The 20,521-nt window shown below is 33.0% G+C and carries 21 protein-coding genes and 1 pseudogene; 11 read left to right on the top strand and 11 right to left on the bottom strand.

The window, feature by feature from the left end:
• Window positions 1-10: 10 nt before the first annotated feature.
• Window positions 11-955, top strand: a complete 945-nt coding sequence (locus ACHRVX_RS01670; RefSeq protein WP_395328330.1) for an NAD(P)H-dependent flavin oxidoreductase — start codon at window positions 11-13, stop codon at window positions 953-955.
• A gap of 20 nt (window positions 956-975) precedes the next feature.
• On the top strand, window positions 976-1,386 hold the full coding sequence (locus ACHRVX_RS01675; protein WP_395328333.1) for a hypothetical protein: 411 nt from the start codon (window positions 976-978) through the stop codon (window positions 1,384-1,386).
• A gap of 102 nt (window positions 1,387-1,488) precedes the next feature.
• Here the strand turns inward: ACHRVX_RS01675 and ACHRVX_RS01680 are convergent, their stop codons facing one another.
• A complete protein-coding gene (locus ACHRVX_RS01680) occupies window positions 1,489-1,923 on the bottom strand; it encodes a DUF4268 domain-containing protein (protein ID WP_395328336.1) in 435 nt (144 codons plus the stop codon).
• A gap of 105 nt (window positions 1,924-2,028) precedes the next feature.
• Here ACHRVX_RS01680 and ACHRVX_RS01685 point away from each other — a divergent pair, with 105 nt between their 5' ends.
• The gene (locus tag ACHRVX_RS01685) at window positions 2,029-2,679 is read left to right on the top strand and encodes an NUDIX hydrolase (protein ID WP_395328339.1); all 651 of its coding nucleotides are present in this window, start codon (window positions 2,029-2,031) and stop codon (window positions 2,677-2,679) included.
• 124 nt (window positions 2,680-2,803) lie between these two features.
• Window positions 2,804-3,613 (top strand): lysophospholipid acyltransferase family protein, encoded by an 810-nt coding sequence (locus tag ACHRVX_RS01690; RefSeq protein WP_395328342.1) that lies wholly within the window; start codon window positions 2,804-2,806, stop codon window positions 3,611-3,613.
• Window positions 3,614-3,695: 82 nt separating this feature from the next.
• Here the strand turns inward: ACHRVX_RS01690 and ACHRVX_RS01695 are convergent, their stop codons facing one another.
• The 3 genes from ACHRVX_RS01695 to ACHRVX_RS01705 all read right to left on the bottom strand — a co-directional run bounded on the left by ACHRVX_RS01695 (window position 3,696) and on the right by ACHRVX_RS01705 (window position 6,028).
• Window positions 3,696-4,328 (bottom strand): hypothetical protein, encoded by a 633-nt coding sequence (locus ACHRVX_RS01695; protein WP_395328345.1) that lies wholly within the window; start codon window positions 4,326-4,328, stop codon window positions 3,696-3,698.
• Window positions 4,329-4,336: 8 nt separating this feature from the next.
• Window positions 4,337-4,831: an RNA polymerase sigma factor gene (locus ACHRVX_RS01700; protein WP_065447779.1), complete on the bottom strand. Its 495-nt coding sequence runs from the start codon at window positions 4,829-4,831 to the stop codon at window positions 4,337-4,339.
• A 135-nt stretch (window positions 4,832-4,966) separates the two neighbouring features.
• A complete protein-coding gene (locus ACHRVX_RS01705) occupies window positions 4,967-6,028 on the bottom strand; it encodes a DUF3810 domain-containing protein (protein WP_395328348.1) in 1,062 nt (353 codons plus the stop codon).
• 918 nt (window positions 6,029-6,946) lie between these two features.
• Here ACHRVX_RS01705 and ACHRVX_RS01710 point away from each other — a divergent pair.
• Entirely contained in the window at window positions 6,947-8,407 is a 1,461-nt protein-coding gene (locus ACHRVX_RS01710) for an aminoacyl-histidine dipeptidase (RefSeq protein WP_395328351.1), read from the top strand.
• A 262-nt stretch (window positions 8,408-8,669) separates the two neighbouring features.
• Here ACHRVX_RS01710 and ACHRVX_RS01715 read toward each other — a convergent pair whose 3' ends face one another.
• The 4 genes from ACHRVX_RS01715 to ACHRVX_RS01730 all read right to left on the bottom strand — a co-directional run bounded on the left by ACHRVX_RS01715 (window position 8,670) and on the right by ACHRVX_RS01730 (window position 12,836).
• Window positions 8,670-9,008, bottom strand: a complete 339-nt coding sequence (locus ACHRVX_RS01715) for a DHCW motif cupin fold protein (RefSeq protein WP_395328354.1) — start codon at window positions 9,006-9,008, stop codon at window positions 8,670-8,672.
• 101 nt (window positions 9,009-9,109) lie between these two features.
• The gene (locus ACHRVX_RS01720) at window positions 9,110-9,883 is read right to left on the bottom strand and encodes a carboxypeptidase-like regulatory domain-containing protein (RefSeq protein WP_395328356.1); all 774 of its coding nucleotides are present in this window, start codon (window positions 9,881-9,883) and stop codon (window positions 9,110-9,112) included.
• A 253-nt stretch (window positions 9,884-10,136) separates the two neighbouring features.
• Window positions 10,137-12,053: a DEAD/DEAH box helicase gene (locus ACHRVX_RS01725; protein ID WP_395328359.1), complete on the bottom strand. Its 1,917-nt coding sequence runs from the start codon at window positions 12,051-12,053 to the stop codon at window positions 10,137-10,139.
• A gap of 204 nt (window positions 12,054-12,257) precedes the next feature.
• Complete coding sequence (locus ACHRVX_RS01730) at window positions 12,258-12,836, bottom strand: non-canonical purine NTP diphosphatase (protein WP_395328362.1); 579 nt, start codon at window positions 12,834-12,836, stop codon at window positions 12,258-12,260.
• A gap of 73 nt (window positions 12,837-12,909) precedes the next feature.
• On the opposite strand from ACHRVX_RS01730, the gene ACHRVX_RS01735 reads away from it, so the two are divergent.
• Window positions 12,910-14,688: an ABC transporter ATP-binding protein gene (locus tag ACHRVX_RS01735; RefSeq protein ID WP_395328365.1), complete on the top strand. Its 1,779-nt coding sequence runs from the start codon at window positions 12,910-12,912 to the stop codon at window positions 14,686-14,688.
• On the opposite strand, the gene ACHRVX_RS01740 is transcribed toward ACHRVX_RS01735, so the two are convergent.
• Window positions 14,685-14,996, bottom strand: a complete 312-nt coding sequence (locus tag ACHRVX_RS01740) for a DUF2809 domain-containing protein (RefSeq protein WP_395328368.1) — start codon at window positions 14,994-14,996, stop codon at window positions 14,685-14,687. The two genes, ACHRVX_RS01735 and ACHRVX_RS01740, sit on opposite strands and share 4 nt — an antisense overlap.
• Before the next feature lie 195 nt (window positions 14,997-15,191).
• On the opposite strand from ACHRVX_RS01740, the gene ACHRVX_RS01745 reads away from it, so the two are divergent.
• The 4 genes and pseudogenes from ACHRVX_RS01745 to ACHRVX_RS01760 all read left to right on the top strand — a co-directional run bounded on the left by ACHRVX_RS01745 (window position 15,192) and on the right by ACHRVX_RS01760 (window position 17,464).
• Window positions 15,192-15,581, top strand: a complete 390-nt coding sequence (locus tag ACHRVX_RS01745; protein WP_395328371.1) for a hypothetical protein — start codon at window positions 15,192-15,194, stop codon at window positions 15,579-15,581.
• Between the two features lie 15 nt (window positions 15,582-15,596).
• A pseudogene (locus ACHRVX_RS01750) lies at window positions 15,597-16,373 on the top strand (glycoside hydrolase family 88 protein); the annotation flags it as partial.
• A gap of 20 nt (window positions 16,374-16,393) precedes the next feature.
• Window positions 16,394-16,798 (top strand): hypothetical protein, encoded by a 405-nt coding sequence (locus ACHRVX_RS01755; protein ID WP_395328372.1) that lies wholly within the window; start codon window positions 16,394-16,396, stop codon window positions 16,796-16,798.
• A 231-nt stretch (window positions 16,799-17,029) separates the two neighbouring features.
• Window positions 17,030-17,464 (top strand): hypothetical protein, encoded by a 435-nt coding sequence (locus ACHRVX_RS01760; RefSeq protein ID WP_395328375.1) that lies wholly within the window; start codon window positions 17,030-17,032, stop codon window positions 17,462-17,464.
• Between the two features lie 61 nt (window positions 17,465-17,525).
• Here the strand turns inward: ACHRVX_RS01760 and ACHRVX_RS01765 are convergent, their stop codons facing one another.
• Window positions 17,526-19,037 (bottom strand): FMN-binding glutamate synthase family protein, encoded by a 1,512-nt coding sequence (locus ACHRVX_RS01765; protein WP_395328377.1) that lies wholly within the window; start codon window positions 19,035-19,037, stop codon window positions 17,526-17,528.
• Window positions 19,038-19,069: 32 nt separating this feature from the next.
• Window positions 19,070-19,852 (bottom strand): NYN domain-containing protein, encoded by a 783-nt coding sequence (locus ACHRVX_RS01770; RefSeq protein WP_395328380.1) that lies wholly within the window; start codon window positions 19,850-19,852, stop codon window positions 19,070-19,072.
• Between the two features lie 202 nt (window positions 19,853-20,054).
• Between ACHRVX_RS01770 and ACHRVX_RS01775 the strand changes: the two genes are divergently transcribed.
• A complete protein-coding gene (locus ACHRVX_RS01775; protein ID WP_395328383.1) occupies window positions 20,055-20,501 on the top strand; it encodes an RrF2 family transcriptional regulator in 447 nt (148 codons plus the stop codon).
• The last annotated feature ends 20 nt before the right edge of the window (window positions 20,502-20,521 follow it).

Raw genomic sequence — 20,521 nt, forward strand, 5'->3', positions numbered from 1 at the left:
GCATTTTTGAATGAATAAAATCACACAACTTTTTACTATAAAATATCCAATTATTCAAGGCGGAATGATTTGGAACAGTGGATATAAATTAGCTTCGGCTGTAAGTAATGCAGGAGGTTTAGGATTAATTGGCGCCGGATCCATGTATCCGGAAGTTTTGCGCGAACACATTCAGAAATGTAAAAAAGCAACTGATAAACCTTTTGGGGTTAATATTCCGATGTTATATCCTAATATTGAAGAAATCATGAATATAGTGATTGAAGAAGGCGTGAAAATCGTTTTTACTTCGGCAGGAAACCCTAAAACATGGACGTCTTTTTTAAAGGAAAAAGGAATTACTGTTGTGCATGTAGTAAGCAGTAGTATTTTTGCTCTAAAAGCACAGGATGCGGGAGTCGATGCCATTGTTGCTGAAGGTTTTGAAGCAGGGGGACATAACGGACGTGATGAAACGACAACATTGACTTTGATCCCAATGGTGAAAGAGAAGATCCAAATCCCTATTATCGCTGCGGGCGGAATTGCAACGGGACGCGGAATGCTGGCTGCGATGATTTTAGGCGCAGATGGCGTTCAGGTTGGAAGTCGTTTTGCAGCATCTTTAGAGTCATCAGCTCACGATAATTTCAAGCAAAAAATAGTTGAAGTTAAAGAAGGCGATACGCAATTAACTTTAAAAGAATTAGCACCTGTTCGATTGATTAAAAATAAGTTTTATAATGACGTGCAGGAATTATATGAAAAAGCACCTTCAAAAGAAGATTTAGTACAGCTTTTGGGCAGAGCGAGAGCTAAAAAAGGAATGTTTGAAGGAGATCTGGAAGAAGGTGAACTTGAAATAGGACAAATCGCCGGATTAATTCATGAAATATTGCCAGTTAGGCAAATTGTTCAAGAAATGATAGCCGATTTTGAAGCTGCGTGCGAAGAAAAAGCTAAATTTGAGTTTTAATTACCTGCAAGAACTACATTATGAATTCTATACGCACATATATTATTTTACTTTTTTTAGGATTTGGTTTTCAACAAGTTCAAAGCCAGTCGTATAGTTTTAAAACATCAGGATTCAGTGTTTTAGAGAAAAATGAAAGAGGTAAATGGGGAGAATGGTCGAATCTTGATTTGGTCAATTTATCAGTTATTCTGGACACCAATAAGCACCGGATCGTAGTTTATTCGCAGGAAATACAACTTTTTAGTATTCTGGATTATATAGAACGTGAAGAAAATGATACTGATATCGTCTATTCGTTCATGTGTAAAGACAATGACGGCAGAGAATGTAAATTATCTATCATAACCAGAAAAAAACAGGATTATCGTAAACAACTTTATATTAACTACGACGATCATATTATATTGTATAATATTTTTAGTGTTTAAAACGGCATAAAATCAAAATGATAAACCGACAGATTTCAAAAACCTGTCGGTTTTGCTATTAAAACCTTAGAAACTTATTAGCTCATTAACTTAGAACCTTTCCTAATCAATATCCTTAATAAACTCGTCATATTCTAAGTAGAACATCTCTAGAGCATTCATTTTTTCAAAAAAGAAATCAAAAATAGTATCCCAATTAGTACGGTTGCTAAAACCTACGCCTTGAATTTCAGTCCAGATTCTGCTAATTGTTTTACCGCTTTCCAGCGTGTAGTTTTTTTCGAAAACAAGATCTTTAATAAATTCCTCTTCCAGAATATTTTTTAAAGCTTCCAGTTTTTCAAAATAGGCATTTCGTTTCTCGTCGCTTCGTTGTTCGATATCAATAAATACCTGTGCTTTTTTATTGTCAACATAAAACTTAAAAGAGAAATCTTTAATCTTTGTGTCGTAAAGAACCCATTTACGTGGATATTTTTCGGCGAAAGCCACCCAAAACTCTCTTTTTATTTTCTGTGATTCTTCTCTGCTGTACATTTTTTTTATGGCTTTGATTTTAGAAAACTTGTAGAACCGCGTTTTCTAAACTATATTTATATTTTATTTCCCTTTTATTTGAAGGTACAAAAATAAACTTTGATTATGGATTTTCAAGATTTTTTGCAATATGTTCCTAATTTAATTCCAGTTGAATTACCGGCAGTCGCTTCACATGTAAAGATGGCTCCAAAAGAAAGGATACAAGCCTTAAAAAATCCTGATCTAAAAATAGAGAATCCCAGAATTGCCGCGGTTATGATGTTGTTGTATCCAAAAGACGGGAAAACACATTTGGTTTTAATTGTCAGGAATGCTTATAAAGGAGTTCATTCTTCGCAAATTGCCTTTCCGGGAGGGAAATATGAAATTACAGATGCGGATTATCAGCAAACTGCTTTAAGAGAAACTCATGAAGAAGTGGGAGTTGCACCTGAAAATATTGAAGTAATAAAACAATTTACTCCCATGTATATTCCGCCAAGTAATTTTTTAGTGCATCCATTTTTAGGGATTTCAAAGCATGAACTTTTATTTTATCCGGATGCCAGAGAAGTTGCTGCTATTATAGAATTACCTTTATCTGCTTTTTTAGATGATGAAATAATTATAGAATCCAAATTGTCAACTTCTTACGGTGATAATATTGTTGTTCCTGCATTTAATATTCAAAATCATATTGTCTGGGGAGCAACAGCTATGATTTTAAGTGAACTGAGAGATGTTTTGAAAATAACTTTTGAAGAAAATCTGTAAATATTAAAAATTAACAATTTGATATTCATTATAATAACGATTTCATTCCGAAATTGCTTTATAGTATTGCCAAAAGAATAATTTTTGTATGTTTGCGTTCTAACAAAAAATACAATACACTGCTATGGGATTGTTTAAACGAAATCCTTTCGGACATATATTATTCATCAAGAAATGGTTAATCCGAATTTTGGGTGCCATGACTCACAGGAGATATAGAGGTTTTAATGACTTGCAGATTGAAGGATCTGAAATCATTAAGACACTTCCGGATACAAATGTTTTGTTTATATCAAATCATCAGACTTATTTTGCTGATGTTGTTGCTATGTTTCACGTGTTTAACGCAAGTTTAAGCGGACGTCAAGATACTATTAAGAACATTGGATATCTATGGCAGCCCAAGATGAATATTTATTATGTTGCTGCCAAAGAAACAATGCAGGCAGGTTTATTACCGCGAATTTTAGCCTATGTTGGCGCAATAACGGTCGAAAGAACCTGGCGTGCAAAAGGTGTTGATGTTACAGAAAAACGTGATGTTAACCCAAATGATACCGAAAATATCAAAATCGCGCTTGAAGATGGTTGGGTAATTACGTTTCCGCAGGGAACTACAAAATCATTTAAACCGGTTCGTAAAGGAACTGCTCACATTATCAAACAACATAAACCCATTGTAATTCCGATTGTTATTGACGGTTTCCGCCGTTCATTTGATAAAAAAGGATTACGAATGAAGAAAAAAGGAATTCTGCAGTCCTTCATTATTAAAGAACCTCTGGATATTGATTATGAAAACGATACAATTGATGAAATCGTTGCAAAAGTAGAATTCGCAATCGAGCAACATCCATCATTCTTAAAAGTTATTCCAGCCGAAGAAATCAAAGCAGAAGAAGAACTTAACAAACTAAGAAGATGGGAATATTAGAATCTAGATTGAAAAAGTTTGAGGTTTCAAGTTTCAGGTTTGAAAACTTAGACTCTTAGTAACTCAGTATCTTAGAATCTTTTTAGAAGTCTATCTTCTTTAATTCTTTGTAATTAGAATATAATCTACGTAATAAAGTTCCATAAAGTAATCTGTAAATACACCAGAAAGTTCCAAAAAGTACTATTATAAGTAATAATAATGCTCCCACAGAAAACAACATTGCTTTTCCGTTTAACGCCAGTTTTTCTCTGATAAAAGCCATATCCGGATTATAAACATATCCTATAAAGAAGCTGAGAATTGACGAAACGACTAGCATTCCTAAATTGTACCAAACATAATATTGTACCGTTTTACGGGTTCTTAAAATACTGCTCATCAATGTTTTTGTGGAAACGGTAGTGGTAATTGTTTTATAGTTTCTATAGAAAAAGTAAATAAAAACTAAAATAACAGTATAGTTAAAGTATAATAAAACCTCCATAAAGAGAATAATCTCCGGATGATTCATTTTTCTTAAAGCGTCATCAACATTTGAAAAGTAATTAGATACAGTCCAGAATAAAACTTCTAAAACACTAATAATGAAAATCCACTTCACGATTGAAGATGATTTTTTGTGAATCATTTTATAGATTTCTTTTTCAGAAATTTGTTGAAAAGAATCGGCGTTCTTTTTCCAGTCTTTTTTTAATAAATCCAGTTCTTTCATAGTAATTTTTAAGGATTTAGTATTTTTTTAAGTTTCCCTTTAATTCTGTTCATTTTCACACGTGCATTCACTTCGCTGATTCCTAAGGTTTCGGCTATTTCCTGATAATCTTTGTCTTCTAAATACATAAAAACTAATGCTTTTTCGATGTCATTCAGCTGATAAACGGCTTTATACATCAATTTAATCTGCTCTTCCTCTTCATAATTGTAATCAACATCTTTTATAAAATGCTGATGACTTTCATATTCAACTGTTGAGATAGTTCGTTTGGTTTTTCGATATAATGTTATGGCGGTATTCAGGGCAACGCGATACGTCCAGGTCGAAAATTTACTATCGCCCCTAAATTTTGGATAAGCTTTCCATAACTGAATAGTGATTTCCTGAAACAAGTCTTTGTGAGCATCTTCGCCAGCAGTATATAATCTACAAATCTTGTGGATTATATTCTGATTTGCCTGCAATTGCGCAACAAATGACTGTTCTAGATTTTCGCTCATAATCTATTAGTAGTGTTGAAACCAATTTTGTTACATTGAATATTTATTTTTTGCCATCCACAGCTATCGGGAGTAAAAAAAAAAATAGCAGTATAAATTCGTTTAATCCGTAAAATCTGAGGGATAATTTTCAGCTTATAGTGGTTTGTTTTTATAATAATTAACCATTAAATCTACAAATTTACTATAACCCTCCATACCATCTTTTTGGTTATTTGTCTTCAGGAAATTGTCATAAAAAACATGAAAACCCTTATCTATAAAAGTATCGTATTGTTGCCAGAAATCCTGACTTTCCTGATAGTTTTTTAAAATCCCCACATGAACAGTTTTCTTTAATTGGTTGAATATTTTTTCATCCTTTGCCTGCCACATTCCTAAACAATAACGCAAAGCAAAACTATATCCCGAATATTGATAATATAAATTTTCATTTTTCACAGAAGCTAAAACTCCAATAAAATTGCACTCACTTTCACTTGCATAACCCATTTGATGTGCCATTTCGTGACAAGTTGTAACGGGGAAATTATACATTGGCAACAAATCATTTACCTGAGCCTCATTTGTAAACGGATTCAAATAACCGCCAAAACCCATATAAGTAAGCGGCAAACTAAAAAGCGATTTTTTAACGCTTAAAACTTCATATTTAAAATACGGATATTGATTTGCCAGATTTTCATAACCACTTAAATTCATCTGAAAAGCCTGATCTTGAGAATACGGAAAAATAACTTTAGAACTGTCTTTTTTAGTGATTTGAAACTGAATTTCGTTTGTTTTTAGAATTAGTTTTTTGGTGAAAGCCAATAATTCAGCATCAGAATATTCTCTTTCGATATTCATTTTTTCGAAAAGAGGTTCTCTGTAATAATTGAATGCCCAAAGCAAATGAAAGAAAAAGTAAAATATGGAAAGGCAGCTTAAAACTGTTAAGAGGTTATCTTTCCATTGTAATTTCCAGGTTTTGCGAGTTTTCCAAATCCACCGAATTATTAATAAAATCAAAACCGAATAAATGCAATCTCCAGCTGAAAACGGAATTTTACCTAAAAGAACTCTCGAAAAATAAGAGATTTTTATATAGAATCCGTTGCTGTAGAATCTTTCTATAAACTCAGGGAAATACGGAAGAATTTTTAAAATAATGATTTGCAGAAGAAGGAATAATGGTAGAATATATTTTGACTTCACGGCTTTAATTTTGGATAAGTAAATATAAATCAAAATGCATAAAAAAAACCGAACTTGATTCGGTTTTCGTAAAGGTTGTATTTTTATTTTTTGCTGATTTTAGCTTACATTGCAATGATATCGTTTTTCATAATATTTGGTTTTAACTTTAAAAGTTTTACACGTTAAAAGTAAGGTATTCTTCTCATTAAATAAAACAAATTAACATTTTATAATTTCTTTAAAATTTCCTTCCTTGAATTTTCCTTCAACAATTTTGCTTTTATTCACGAAGTTATAAGTAAAAATATTATTTAAACCTGTTAAACTATGACGAGCTGTGATCTGAAATTGTATATAAGTTGAAGAGCTTTTCATTTTAGCTGATAAATCCTCGTAAGTGAAAAATTGAACACAATTATCTCCATAATTTTTTTTGAAAGGTTTGAAACCAAATATAAAATTAACCTTATTTGTTTTAAGTTCAATTTTAGAAAAGACTTTGTTAATAATTCCATTTTAACCTTGTCGGATGTAATAATAATTTGACCTCGCTTCAATATCATAAGCACCAAAAAAAGATTTATTAATTATTTTAAAAGAATAGCAAATGTCTGTAACGTTATCAAAAGGGCTATCATTTTTGGCTATAAAATGTCCAATATCAAATTTTGATTTAAAGAAAATTAATAATGTAATATGAAAACAAAAGATGCAATTATGCTACGTGTGATATTAAATATAAATTCAGAAATCATAAAAGAGGAATTATTTTTTTCAAAGATATAAAAATTGTAAGAAATAACTTTAAATAATCTAGATTTTAATCTTAAAATCTAGATATGGATTCATTTGTATAAACATTAGCCTCTATTTTTTTAATACTTAATAGTTATGTAACTTTGGAACTCTTAATTGTTAAACTTCAAACAAAATATAATGAGTCAGGAAATAAGAAATCTGGAACCAAAAGCCTTATGGAATAAGTTTGCCGATTTAAACGCAGTTCCGCGTCCGTCAAAGAAAGAAGAACGTGTGATTGAGTTCATGAAAAACTTTGGAAACAGCTTGGGTTTAGAAACTTTTGAAGACGAGATCCGCAATGTAATCATCAGAAAACCGGCAACTACGGGAATGGAAAACCGTAAAGCTATTGTTATGCAAGGGCATCTTGATATGGTGCATCAAAAAAATGCCGATACTGTTTTTGATTTCGATACGCAAGGAATTGACATGTATGTAGATGGTGACTGGGTTCGTGCTCGCGGTACAACACTTGGCGCTGATAATGGACTTGGAGTAGCAACAATTATGGCTATTTTAGAAAGCAAAGACATTCCGCATCCTGCAATCGAAGCTTTGTTCACAATTGATGAAGAAACAGGAATGACCGGAGCTTTAAACTTAAAAGGAGGAATCCTTCAAGGTCAGATTCTTTTGAATTTAGATACAGAGGAAGATGATGAAATTGATATTGGCTGTGCCGGAGGAATTGATGTAACGGCTACAAGAACCTATAATGAAGAAGAAGTTCCCGAAGGTTCAGTTGGGCATGTTATTACTGTAAAAGGTTTAAATGGTGGTCATTCAGGAATGGATATCAATAAAGGTTTAGGGAATGCCAATAAAATAATGAATCGTTTGTTGTTTGATGCATTTGAGAACTTTGGTTTGCAGGTAGTGGAGATTAATGGAGGGAGTTTAAGAAATGCAATTCCGAGAGAAAGTGTTGCTAAAGTAATTATTTCTGAAATGTTTGATGAAGCCTATATTTTTGATATGCAGGAAATCATCAATGATATAAAAACCGAATACAAAACGACAGAACCTAATCTTACTATTGAAATCGTTAAATGCGATTTGCCTGAAAAAGTAATGGATTTGGGAGTGCAGGAAGGAATTATCCGTGCTATTTATGCTGCTCATAATGGTGTTTACAGAATGAGTGCTGATATGGATGATCTAGTTGAAACATCAAATAATATTGCGCGTGTTATTGTAAAAGATGGTGAAATTTCGATAGGATGTTTAACGCGTTCATCTGTAGAAACTTCAAAATTTGACTTAGCTAATGCATTGCGTTCTGCTTTTGAATTAGTAGGTTGCGAAGTGGAACTTTCAGGCTCTTATCCGGGTTGGACACCAAATGTAAACTCTGAAATATTAGATACTTTGGTAGGCATCTACGAAAAACAAAATAACCAAAAGCCAAAAGTTGTAGCTTGTCACGCTGGTTTAGAATGTGGAATTTTAGGAACAAATTATCCTGATATGGATATGATTTCTTTTGGACCAACTATTCACGGAGCGCATTCTCCTGATGAAAGAGCAAGTATTTCTTCGGCTCAAAAATATTGGAAATTTGTATTAGAAATTCTTTCAAATATTCCGGTTAAATAAATTAATCAGTTTTCAGTCGCAGTTTTCAGTTTCTCTTTGAGACTGAATACTGCGACTGCGACTGAATACTAAAAATTAATCTCTTTTAGGAGAGTTTTTCTTTTCTCTCTTTTCTTCTTTCTTTTCTTTAGCCGTTTTTAACGGTTCTTTTTTTGCTGTTTTTTTAGCATCCTGACTCTTTGCCATAATATTTAAATTTAGTTACTTTCTTTTTTTTGAATGTAAGTAAATGTAGCTAAAATATTCTGATTTGTTTCGAATATTATTTTAAAAAATCCCCATCTATAATTAATAACTCCACTCCGGAGGCAGTTATAGAGCGATGAGAGCTTGCATTGTCAGAAACGATATAAGTCATTCCTTTACTAAGTGTGAAATTTTCTCCTGTTTGTAATTCACTAATAAATTCCCCTTCCAGACAATGTACAATATGTCCTTTTTGACACCAATGATCTGCAAAATAATTTTCTGAATAAGTAACTTTCCGGATTCGTAAACTTCCTAATTGTACTGTTTGCCAATATGCAATTCCGGTTTCTCCGGCATGTTCAGTTTTAGTAATGAAATTCCAGTCAATGTTTTGAAAAGGGATTAAAGACATGGTTTGTTTTTTGTTTGGTTAATTAATCAAATATAGATAAAAACAAAAAAATCCTCAATTACTATCGTAAATGAGGACTTTTTTATATGTTGATATGAAATCTAATTTCGTTTTAATACTTTGTATTGTTCATAGCAGCCACTAATGGCATCCATAATTTGTAAATCATTTGCTGATTGTATAAAGGCATCAGAATAATTACAACGCTGTAAAATTTCAGGAATTTCGTCTTTGCTAACACCTAAAAGTACAGAAACAGTTTCACGATCATATTTTGATTCAAGAAGGTTTCTAACGGTATCATCCTTCCTCATTTCTTTTAATTTTTTAAGTTCCCTTGCATTTTTTCCAAAGAAACCATAGAGAACATCGGCAGGATTAAAAATAGATCCTAATACTTTCCCGAAAGCATTTGGCGAATATTCACCGGCTTCATAACCTTGCGTAAGACCGGAAATGCTGTAACGATAGTTTTCTTTTGTTGGAATTAATTTTGAATCGACTTCAAGATATCCTGTCAAGCTAAAAGGGGCAATGATTACTTCTTCAAGGGCAATTGCTTTTTCAGTAAGCTGAATTCGGGTTACTTTATTTTTTATCCAGTCATTTGTTACTCTTATTCGCAAAGATTGGAATCCCAGAATCGAAAAGTGAATCGTATCGTTTAGCTGAACATCTATTTCAAAATATCCTTTTGAGTCAGACTTTGCACCACGAACCTTATTAGTGTTGATGATGTTTACATTAGCAAGAGGCTGTTTACTATTATCGTTGATAATGTAACCTGATACTCTTTGAGGTACTGTAGACTCAGCGTCCTGTGCAAAACCGATTGTAGAAAGTAGTGTAAAAAAGAAAACTGCGAAATATTTCATATCCTGATTTAAAGCACTAAAAGTACTAAATAGCGATTAAATATTTCGCAGTCTTCGAATATAATTATCAGAAAATTAACAAAGGAAAGAACTGTTACTTTTACTATTTAACTAAAAAGGGGTAAGGAGATTTAAATTAAATTGTTTTGAATTAGAAATCCTATCTATTAAAAGCCGATTCCTTGTATAAAAAAAATCCCAAATTCCAATTATGTCTGGAATTTGGGATTTATATTTTAACATAATTAAATTATTAATCTCTTCTTGGTCTTCTTGGTCTTGGTGAATCACCAAAGCTTTCAGAACGTCTTGGAGCTCTGTCAGAACCACCTTCTGTTCTTGGAGTAGAACTTCTAAAACCACCTTCTCTTGGAGCAGAGTTTCTGTCGCTTCTGAAACCACCTTCTCTAGGAGCAGAATTTCTGTCGCTTCTAAATCCGCCACCGCCAGAACCTTCACGTCTTGGAGCAAAACTTCCTTCACGTCTTGGAGCAGAACTACGTCCGGCACCGCCACCGCTGCGTCCGTTATGGTCACGTCTTCCGCCACCATCATTTTTAGAAATTTCAACATTAATACGACGTCCTTCTAATTGTACGTTGTTTAATACTTCCATAACTTTGTCAGTATGCTCAGGATCAGTGTTAAAGAAAGAGAAACCTTCTTTTACATCTACTTTGAAAACGTCATCACGACCTAAGTCTAATGTTTCTTTCAAATAATCTTTAAGTGACATCCAATCGAAATTGTCTCTTGAACCGATGTTTACAAAATAACGAACTGCTCCGTTATTATTGAATTCTCTTGGCTCAGAATCTCCTCTTTCACGTCTTTCAGAACCTGAAGACTGGTTAGAGATGTCTCTGTTTTTCTTGTAATAAGCAATAAAACGGTTAAATTCTACTGAAACCATTTTCTTAATCAATTCTTCTTTGGTTAAACCTTCAAGAACATTGTTAATTGCTGGTAAATAGTTGTCAATTTCGTGATCAACTTCAGTATCTTTAATTTTGTTTGCTAAGTGCAATAACTGAATCTCGCAAATTTCGATTCCGGACGGGATCGTTTTTTCTTCAAACTTTTGTTTGATGATTCTTTCGATAGATGAAATTTTACGCAACTCACTTTTTGTAACAATTACAATAGAAGTTCCTAATTTTCCAGCTCTACCAGTACGTCCTGAACGGTGATTGTAAGTTTCGATTTCGTCAGGTAATTGGTAGTTAACAACGTGTGTAATGTTGTCAACGTCAATTCCACGTGCAGCAACGTCAGTAGCAACAAGCATCTGAATTTGTCTTCCACGGAAAGATTTCATTACACCGTCACGTTGCGCCTGAGATAAATCTCCGTGCAATGCAGCAGCGCTGTATCCATCTTCAATTAATTTTTCGGCAACAGCCTGTGTATCTCTTTTAGTACGACAGAAAACCACAGAGAAAATGTCTGGATTTGCATCGGCCAAACGTTTTAAAGCTTCGTAACGGTCACGTGCATTAACTAAGTAAAATTCGTGAGAAACGGTAGCTGAACCTGAGTTTTTAGCACCTACTGTAATTTCTAAAGGCTCGTGCATGAATTGTTTTGCAATTCTTGCAACCTCTTGTGGCATAGTTGCAGAGAACAACCATGTACTTTTTTCGTCTGGAGAAGTTGAAAGGATGTTTACGATATCTTCGTAGAATCCCATGTTCAACATTTCATCAGCCTCATCAAGAACACAATAGTTGATTTGAGAAATGTTTACCAATCCTCTGTTGATCATATCTTGCATTCTTCCTGGAGTTGCAACAATAATCTGTGCACCTCTTTTAATGTCTCTTGCTTGCTCTGTAATGCTAGCTCCACCGTAAATTGCTACCACATTAATACCTTTTTCGTATTTAGAGTAGTTTTTAATTTCGTTGGTAATCTGCAAACATAGTTCACGTGTTGGAGATAAAATTAATGCTTGTGTATTTCTGTTGTTGGCATCAATTTTTTGAATTAGCGGAAAACCAAATGCTGCCGTTTTCCCTGTCCCTGTCTGAGCCAACGCAACCATATCTGTGTCTTTTTCCAATAATAGGGGAATCGCTTTCTCCTGTACTTCAGTCGGATTTTCAAATCCTAGATCTAAAATCGCCTTCAGTAACGATTCACTCAATCCTAATTGTTCAAATTTGTTCATATGTATTTTTAAAATAGGGTGCAAAATTACTGTTAATTATTCAGATAAACTAATGCTATTTTAAGAATTATGTATTTGTTATGATTTGATTATCAAAAAGTTATGTTTATCGTAAAATGTTTTTGATGATAAAACGAAGATTTTACTACAAAAATACGTCACGAAATATAAATTTAAGGCTATAAAATGTTGTATTTAAAACAATTATTTGGTTGTGTTCAGGAAATCAATTAGTTGCTCTGTTGCTTTTGCCCGATGGCTGATTTTATTTTTAATATCCGAAGATAATTCTGCAAAGGTTTCGTCATAATTTTCCGGCTTAAATATTGGATCATAACCAAAACCGTGATTTCCTGTTTTCTCTAAAACAATGATTCCTTTTGCAATTCCGGTAAATAAATGTTGTTCTCCTTTTATATTAAGTGCAATAACGGTCTTGAACTGAGCGCTTCGATCTTCTTTATCTGATAAAGCTTTTAAAAGTTTATCCATATTATCGTCAGCATTTCGTTGTTCGCCCGCATATCTTGCGGAATATACGCCAGGTTCACCATTTAGTGCTGTAGCTTCTAAACCTGTATCATCAGCAAAACAATCGTAACCGTATTTTTGAGTTACATAATTTGCTTTCAAAATCGCATTTCCTTCAATCGTATCAGCAGTTTCGGGAATTTCTTCATGACAGCCAATGTCTTCCAGACTTAATAATTGAATAGATCCTTTTAAGATGCTTTGAATTTCTTTGATTTTGTTAAGATTGTTTGAAGCGAAAACCAGTTGCATGATAATGTATTTAGATGTTTAAAACACAAATTTAGAATTCTTATATTTGATATGTGACGAAAAATAAAAATTAATGAAGATTTCCGTACTCTATAAAAAAATAACTCCTTTTGTTAAGCCATACAAAAAAATGGTAATTGCGACTTTATTGCTAACATTTTTAGGTTCTTTTGCCGCACAGGTTAATGCTTTAATATTAAAATATACAGTTGACAACATTAGTAATTTAATGGTGGCACATGAACCATTGTCAAAAGGATTCCATTTATTAGGTATTATTAGTATTGTCCTGCTTTCTAAAGAATTGATTTATTCTGTGGTGCAGTTTGGTCAGAAGTTTTATGGCGAAAAGCTTCGTATTTTTATAACCCGCGATATTTCTCAGGCAATTGTCGAAAAAATCTTAAGTTACAGAATGGAGTTTTACACCTCGGGTGAAAATGAAAGTGGTAAACTGCAAACAAGAATTGATCTGGGAATTAGCAGTTTGACAAGATTGGTTCAAAACTTTTTTATTGATATAATGCCTCTGTTTGCCAACGCTTTTGTTGCGCTTGTATTAATGTTTTATGCCAATGTATATGTTGGATTAATGAGTTTATGCATTATTCCGATTTATTTTTATGTAAGTCAGCTTCAGGCAACTAAATTAAGTGGTTTTAGAAGAAGAATGCGAAATTACCGTGAAACAAAAAATAACGGAATCATAAGTCTGATAGAATCCATAACGGTAATTAAGTCTTTTGTACGCGAACCTATGGAAGCAGAAAGACATCAGAAGATTCAGTTTGAAATGACCGAAAATCAGCTCGACACACGAAAAACCAGCTTTATTTTTGAAAGTATTAAAGGTTTTATCGAACAAATAGGAGTCGTGATTATCATTATTCTTACTGCTTATTTTGTTTTGAATAATACTATGACAATTGGAGCAATCATGTTTCATATTATGTTGTTTAATAATGTGTCATCACCCATCAGACAATTACATCGTATTTATGATGAAGTAAACGATGCTTTAATTTATTCCGAAGGATTCTTTGATATTTTAGAATCAGATAATGAAAAAGAAACAAGCGGCAATTATATTCCTGAGAAAATTATGGGATTTATTGAAGTTAAAAATGTCGATTTTGTTTATCCTAACGGAACAAAAGCACTTTCAGATGTCAGTTTTACGATAAAACCAAACGAAAACACTGCTTTGGTAGGATTGAGCGGTGCCGGAAAAAGTACCGTTATTAATTTACTGGATAAATTTTATTTGCCTTCATCAGGTAAAATATATCTGGACGGAGTAGATTTAAATGATTATAATACCGATTTTCTGCGTAAAAATATTGGATTGGTTTTACAGAAGAATCACATTTTTAAGGGTACAATTGCAGAGAATATTCTTTACGGAAAACCCGAAGCAACCGAATCTGAAATTATTGATGCCGCAAAACAAGCTTATATTCACGATCAGGTACTGCAACTGCCTAAAGGTTATGATTCTGATGCGCATTTACTTTCCGGAGGGCAACAACAGCGAATTGCAATTGCAAGGTTGTTCCTGAAAAATCCGCCAATTATTTTTCTGGATGAACCAACGGCAAGTTTGGATGCAATAGCTACAGAACAGATAAAAAAATCACTTGATGCGATTAAAAAAGACAGAACAGTAATTATTATTTCGCACAGTATTTCGCAAATTATTGATGCTTCTAATATAATTGTTTTGGAACAGGGAAAATGCGTCGAAAAAGGAACTCATGACGATTTATACGACAACAAATCTGTTTATTATAGAATATTTACGGCAATGGCAAATAGTTTGAACCTGGATAAGATAGCGCAAACACTGGATTAGTTGTGCTGTTTCAAAACAATTCTTTCGATTACAAAAGCTGTAAAAACTCCAAAAGTATAGGCAAGAATATCCGTCCATAGAAAACCTTGGCCCAGAGTATATCTGCCTAAAAAAGTATTTCTGAGTTCGTTAATCCAGATTGCGTGATAGAGTTGTGAAAATTCAATTGCGTAGCAAATCAATAAAGAGATAATTGCTATTTGAATTGGTTTTTTATCGATAAACAGGATCCGAATGAAGGTGTACATCATAACTGCGTAAAGAAAATCTCCGGTAGATAATGGGATTAACTCAATTTTTCGGGACATTATTCCACTAAAAATAATGAGTATTAAAATGAGGAAATAATATAGTCTTTGCTTTTTCAAATTAAAATCTTAGCTATCATTAGTACTTTTTTAGGTGAACAAAAATACAAACATTCGCTTACGTCTGCTTTATTGTATAAATTTATCGATTACTTAAAATGATAATAAACGTACTGTCTAAACAAAAATAACCACATGAATACAAAATTTACGATGTTGATTTTAACTTTATTCCTAATTGGGAATAATGGTTATTCTCAAAAAGGCAATTTCTTCAATATTAAAGCGCAACTCGATTATTGTGCTGAACAAGCTTCAAAAACTTTAAAGGTAATCCCTAATGACGGAACTTCACCCAGAACAGTTTCTAACGGAAGCAATCAATGGAAATTTGTCAACTATAAAGATTGGACCAGTGGTTTCTGGCCTGGCGAATTATGGTATTTGTATGAAGCAACGGGAGATAAAAAATGGGAGAAAGAAGCCGATAAATTCAGTCAGTTTCTAAAACCTTTATCAGTTAGTAAAGCAAATGACCACGATTTAGGTTTTCAGATTTTTAATAGTTTTGGGAATGGATATTGATTAACGAAAAATCCCGAATACAAAGGGATTATCTTAAAAACAGCGGATACTCTGGCAACGCTTTTTAATTCAAAAGTCGGTACTATTTTATCGTGGCCTCATAATAAATATGGCGGACATAACACGATTATCGATAATATGATGAATTTGGAGTTACTTTTCTGGGCTTCTAAAAACGGAGGAAATAAAAAATTATATGACATTGCCATAAAACACGCCGAAACTACGATGCAGAATCATTTTAGACCGGATTACAGTTCGTATCATGTTATTATTTATGATTATGAAACTGGTAAAAAAATAAAAGGAATTACTGCGCAGGGTTACAGCGATAATAGTATGTGGGCGAGAGGTCAGGCGTGGGCTATTTATGGTTTTACAATGGTTTACAGAGAAACAAAAGACCAGAAATTTTTAGAATTCGCCCATAAGCTGGCGCGAGTATATCTGGACAGATTAACAACTGAAGATTTGATTCCGTATTGGGATTTTAATGCGCCCGGAATCCCGAATGAACCAAGAGATGCATCGGCGGCCGCAATTGTATCTTCGGCGCTTATCGAGCTAAGTTCTTACACGAAAGAGCTTACTCTTAAAAAAGAATATTTAGCAAAGTCTAAAAAGATGATGGTTTCACTTTCAGAACATTATCAAAGTCACGATGTAAATTCGGCTTTTTTATTGCATTCAACGGGTCATAAACCTGCAGGAAGTGAAATAGATTGTTCTATAAATTATGCAGATTATTATTATCTTGAGGCACTTTTAAGACTTCAGAAACTAAAAAAATAAATATTCTAATTTTAAAAATTATGATAAAGAAAATAATCCGGATTTCATTTGTTATCGCTTTAGCCGTATTAATGGTAAGTTGCAAGAATACAAAGCAAAAACTTCAGGAATATGTAACATCATATAATAGTACGGCTGCAAGTTTTAAAGCTGATGATATTACACTTACAACTGCAAGAGGTTATATTAATGATAACAAAATTGAATTGCGATTTGAGACAAATTTAGAACAAAATGCATCTAATGCAGGAAAAGCAAATGCATCGTTTCCTAAGCTTTTGAAAGAAATGATTGCTAAAAATCAAATTCCTAAAGAACTTGTTGAAGAAGGTGTTCAGTTTGATGCTTATTTTTTAGCCAATGATAATACTGTTTTTGTAAAAGAAATAATAAACAAAGAATCAATATCTGAATTCCTGAAATAATTTGAATTGTATTGTTTGTAGAAAGCCACTTTTAAGCGATTTTAAAAGTGGCTTTTTGTTTTTGATATTATTAAAAATGGTTCTTTTAATGTAAGGTGTATGTATAGTTTTATTTTAGATTATTAATTTGTAGCCAAATAGTTATAGTATGTTGGTTTGTTTTGTAAAGTTGCTTTTGTTTATAAATTTCATTATGTTTGAGTTAAAAATTAATCTAAAACCTAAAAAATTATGAAAAAAATTACTCAAATCGCATTTACGCTTGTTCTTGGATTAATGTTGGTAAGTTGTAAAAACACCAAACAAAAAATTCAGGAACATGTGGCTACCTACAATAATTCATCATCGATTAAAGGTACTGGTATTACCGGTACAACTGCTAAAGCATTTTTAAATGATAATAAGATTGAAATTAGAATTGAAACCAATTTAGAAGAAAACGATACCAACAGATTAACGTATAAAAATTCATTTCCTGATTTACTGAAGGAAATGATCAAGAACGATCAAATTTCTAAAGAACTAGTTGATGAAGGAGTAAAGTTTGATGTGTATTTTCTAGCCTATAATAATGCCATTCTCGCTCAGCAAATAGTGGATAAAGAAGAATTAGCAGTTTTAGAAAACGCAGGTGACTCTAAAGGAGAAGTAGCTTCGAAACTTTAATTTTAATAAAAGTAGACTAAATAAAAAAAGCCTTTTTGAATTTTCAAAAAGGCTTTGATTTTTATCGTTTTGTAACATTTGTTAGAATGTCAGGGAAATAAGAATCTGATAAATGACCAAACTCATCACCACGCATGAAAATATTTCCATCCACTTCTGCGAAACTCTTTTTACCGGCTGCGGCTAAAAGCTCATTTGCAGCATGTAAAGTGTTTTTATGAAAGTGATATACACGATCTGATTTATCGGTGACAACCAAACCTTTCATCAGCATTTTATTTTGAGTAGCAACTCCGGTTGGACATTCATTATTATGACAACGCAACGCCTGAATACAACCTAATGAAAACATGAAGCCACGAGCACTGTTGCACATATCTGCTCCCAATGCAATTGCATGCAGGATAGAATAACCGGAAATGATTTTTCCGCTTCCAATAATGCGTATTTTATCACGAATATTTAAACCAATTAATGTTTTGTTTACAAATATCAATGCAGGTTCAAACGGCATTCCAACACCATCAGCAAATTCTAACGGGGCAGCTCCGGTTCCGCCTTCGGCACCATCAATAGTGATAAAATCAGGATATATATCTTCGGCAATCATTTCGTGGCAAATAGCTTCAAATTCAGCAGTATTACCAATACACAATTTAAATCCAATAGGTTTTCCGTTTGATAACTGACGCAATTGTGCTATAAAATGAATTAGTCCTTTACTGTCTGAAAACGCATGATGTCCAGGAGGAGAAAGAATCATAGTATTAGGTTCGACGCCTCTGATTTTAGCAATTTGTACCGTGTTTTTAGCCGCCGGAAGTACGCCGCCATGTCCGGGTTTTGCACCTTGCGAAAGCTTGATCTCAATCATTTTAACATTAGGAAGATTCGCTTTTTCTGAGAATTTTTCAGGACTGAAATTTCCATCTGCATTTCGGCATCCAAAATACCCTGTACCAATTTGCCATGTGATGTCACCACCACCGGCAAGATGAAATTCGGTTAATCCACCTTCTCCGGTATTTTGATAAAAGTTTCCTTTTTTAGCCCCAATATTGATGGCGCGAACGGCATTTTCGCTTAATGAACCAAAACTCATCGCCGAAACGTTGAATAAGGAAGCTAAATAAGGCTGTTTGCAATCTTTGCCACCCACTAATACGCGAGGTAATTCTTCGTTGACTTTTGCCGGAAAAATAGAATGTTTTATTCCTTCGTAGCTATCATGATTAAGGTTTAACTGCGTTCCAAAAGGCGTACTTGAATCGATATTTTTTGCTCTTTGGTAAACTAAAGAACGCTGATTTCTTGAAAATGGTTTTCCATCAGTAGATCTTTCGATGAAATATTGCTGAATCTCCGGTGCAATCATTTCAAACAAATACCTGAAATAACCTAAAACAGGGAAATTTCTTAAAATGGCATGTTTTCTTTGAATTATATTATAAATACCAACAACTAATAGTATCGGAATGATAATAACGAGTAAAAAACCACGCTTGGTATAAAAATAAATTGTAACAACAATTATCAACAATAAGAATCCATAGATAAAGAATTTTTTTCTCATGTTTTTAAAAATTTAATAGTAATGTTTAATAATTAATTGAATCGCAGGCGAACATAAACATGTTTGATGCCTTTTTTGTCTGATTCTCTTTCATCAATTTCAAGAATATCAGTCAGCGATTTTAACATTGGCGTAAGCTTCGAAAAACCATAATTTCTAGGATCAAATTCGGGTTTTTTCTTTACGATTAAGTTCCCTACATCGCCTAAAAATGCCCAGCCATCATCATCTTCAATGTCTTCGATTGTAGCTTCAATAAGTTCAATGGTTGGAGCATCTATTTTATGCAATGCTTTTTCGGCAGGTTTTTCAACAGGCTTTTTAGCACCGGCTGTAGCAGTTGTTTTAGGTTTTTTCTTTTGTATTGCTCCGTCAAGAACTTCAATATATATAAAACGGTCACACGCAACAATAAATGAATTTGGTGTTTTCTTTTCTCCAATACCAATTACTTTCATACCGGATTCTCTTAATCTAATCGCCAGACGAGTAAAATCGCTATCGCTGGAAACAATACAAAATCCGTCCAGTTTTCCGGAATAAAGTAAATCCATTGCATCGATTATCAAAGCAGAATCTGAGGAGTTTTTGCCAACGGTATAACTATATTGCTGAATTGGAGTAATTGCGTGTTCTAATAAAACAGCTTTCCATCCATTAGAATTAGGTTTCGTCCAGTCAGCATAAATACGTTTTGTAGTAGGTGTGCCAAATTTTGTTATTTCTTCCATCATGCCTTTTACATTGCTGTACGGCACGTTATCGGCATCAATAAGAACGGCTAATTTGAGATCTTTTGAGTTGCTTAAAGGCATTATTTAAGTGTTAGAAAAATTAGTACTTCCAAAGGTAAAACTAAAATTGGTTTTTATTTGAATTTGATACTGAATAAGTGTTTTGTATATTATAAATTATTCTGGTTATAAATAAGACTTTCTTTATAAAAAAACAATTAAAGATAAATTTGTCTTTTAGTATAGATTTAAATACATTTGTATTAAATCAACAAATTTATCTATGTTTTCAAAAGCGTGTGAGTATGGTATAAGAGCGTCAATATTTATTGCCACTAAATCATCTGAAGGAATTAGAGTGGGAATAAAAGATGTTGCCAAAGAGATTGATTCGCCGGAACCTTTCACAGCCAAAATAATGCAGATTCTCACTAAAAGCGGAATTATAGGATCTTCAAAAGGAGTAGGAGGAGGATTTGAAGTTTCTGCAACTGCTGTTAAATCAATAAAGCTCATTCAGATTGTAGATGCTATTGATGGCGATACTATATATAAAGGATGTGGTATTGGACTCAAGGAATGTTCAGAATTAAAACCTTGTCCGGTGCACAATGAGTTTAAAAAAGTACGACAGCTGCTTTTAGAAATGCTTACAAATACCACCTTAGAACAATTAGCATCCGGAGTTTCAACCGGTAATTTTTTTCTTAAAATAAATGACAAGCAATAATTTTATATAATTTAAATACG

The sequence above is a fragment of the Flavobacterium sp. FlaQc-47 genome (assembly GCF_044006475.1).
In the GTDB taxonomy this organism is placed as follows: domain Bacteria; phylum Bacteroidota; class Bacteroidia; order Flavobacteriales; family Flavobacteriaceae; genus Flavobacterium.

Bases quoted from the DNA above. Each gene is read 5' to 3' on its own strand.
- ACHRVX_RS01685 (WP_395328339.1), top strand. From the start codon at position 2,029: ATGGATTTTCAAGATTTTTTGCAATATGTTCCTAATTTAATTCCAGTT.
- ACHRVX_RS01755 (WP_395328372.1), top strand. From the start codon at position 16,394: ATGATAAAGAAAATAATCCGGATTTCATTTGTTATCGCTTTAGCCGTA.
- ACHRVX_RS01695 (WP_395328345.1), bottom strand. From the start codon at position 4,328: ATGAAAGAACTGGATTTATTAAAAAAAGACTGGAAAAAGAACGCCGAT.
- ACHRVX_RS01740 (WP_395328368.1), bottom strand. From the start codon at position 14,996: ATGTCCCGAAAAATTGAGTTAATCCCATTATCTACCGGAGATTTTCTT.
- ACHRVX_RS01680 (WP_395328336.1), bottom strand. From the start codon at position 1,923: ATGTACAGCAGAGAAGAATCACAGAAAATAAAAAGAGAGTTTTGGGTG.
- ACHRVX_RS01760 (WP_395328375.1), top strand. From the start codon at position 17,030: ATGAAAAAAATTACTCAAATCGCATTTACGCTTGTTCTTGGATTAATG.
- ACHRVX_RS01765 (WP_395328377.1), bottom strand. From the start codon at position 19,037: ATGAGAAAAAAATTCTTTATCTATGGATTCTTATTGTTGATAATTGTT.
- ACHRVX_RS01710 (WP_395328351.1), top strand. From the start codon at position 6,947: ATGAGTCAGGAAATAAGAAATCTGGAACCAAAAGCCTTATGGAATAAG.
- ACHRVX_RS01715 (WP_395328354.1), bottom strand. From the start codon at position 9,008: ATGTCTTTAATCCCTTTTCAAAACATTGACTGGAATTTCATTACTAAA.
- ACHRVX_RS01670 (WP_395328330.1), top strand. From the start codon at position 11: ATGAATAAAATCACACAACTTTTTACTATAAAATATCCAATTATTCAA.
- ACHRVX_RS01675 (WP_395328333.1), top strand. From the start codon at position 976: ATGAATTCTATACGCACATATATTATTTTACTTTTTTTAGGATTTGGT.
- ACHRVX_RS01690 (WP_395328342.1), top strand. From the start codon at position 2,804: ATGGGATTGTTTAAACGAAATCCTTTCGGACATATATTATTCATCAAG.
- ACHRVX_RS01775 (WP_395328383.1), top strand. From the start codon at position 20,055: ATGTTTTCAAAAGCGTGTGAGTATGGTATAAGAGCGTCAATATTTATT.
- ACHRVX_RS01725 (WP_395328359.1), bottom strand. From the start codon at position 12,053: ATGAACAAATTTGAACAATTAGGATTGAGTGAATCGTTACTGAAGGCG.
- ACHRVX_RS01730 (WP_395328362.1), bottom strand. From the start codon at position 12,836: ATGCAACTGGTTTTCGCTTCAAACAATCTTAACAAAATCAAAGAAATT.
- ACHRVX_RS01770 (WP_395328380.1), bottom strand. From the start codon at position 19,852: ATGCCTTTAAGCAACTCAAAAGATCTCAAATTAGCCGTTCTTATTGAT.
- ACHRVX_RS01720 (WP_395328356.1), bottom strand. From the start codon at position 9,883: ATGAAATATTTCGCAGTTTTCTTTTTTACACTACTTTCTACAATCGGT.
- ACHRVX_RS01735 (WP_395328365.1), top strand. From the start codon at position 12,910: ATGAAGATTTCCGTACTCTATAAAAAAATAACTCCTTTTGTTAAGCCA.
- ACHRVX_RS01700 (WP_065447779.1), bottom strand. From the start codon at position 4,831: ATGAGCGAAAATCTAGAACAGTCATTTGTTGCGCAATTGCAGGCAAAT.
- ACHRVX_RS01745 (WP_395328371.1), top strand. From the start codon at position 15,192: ATGAATACAAAATTTACGATGTTGATTTTAACTTTATTCCTAATTGGG.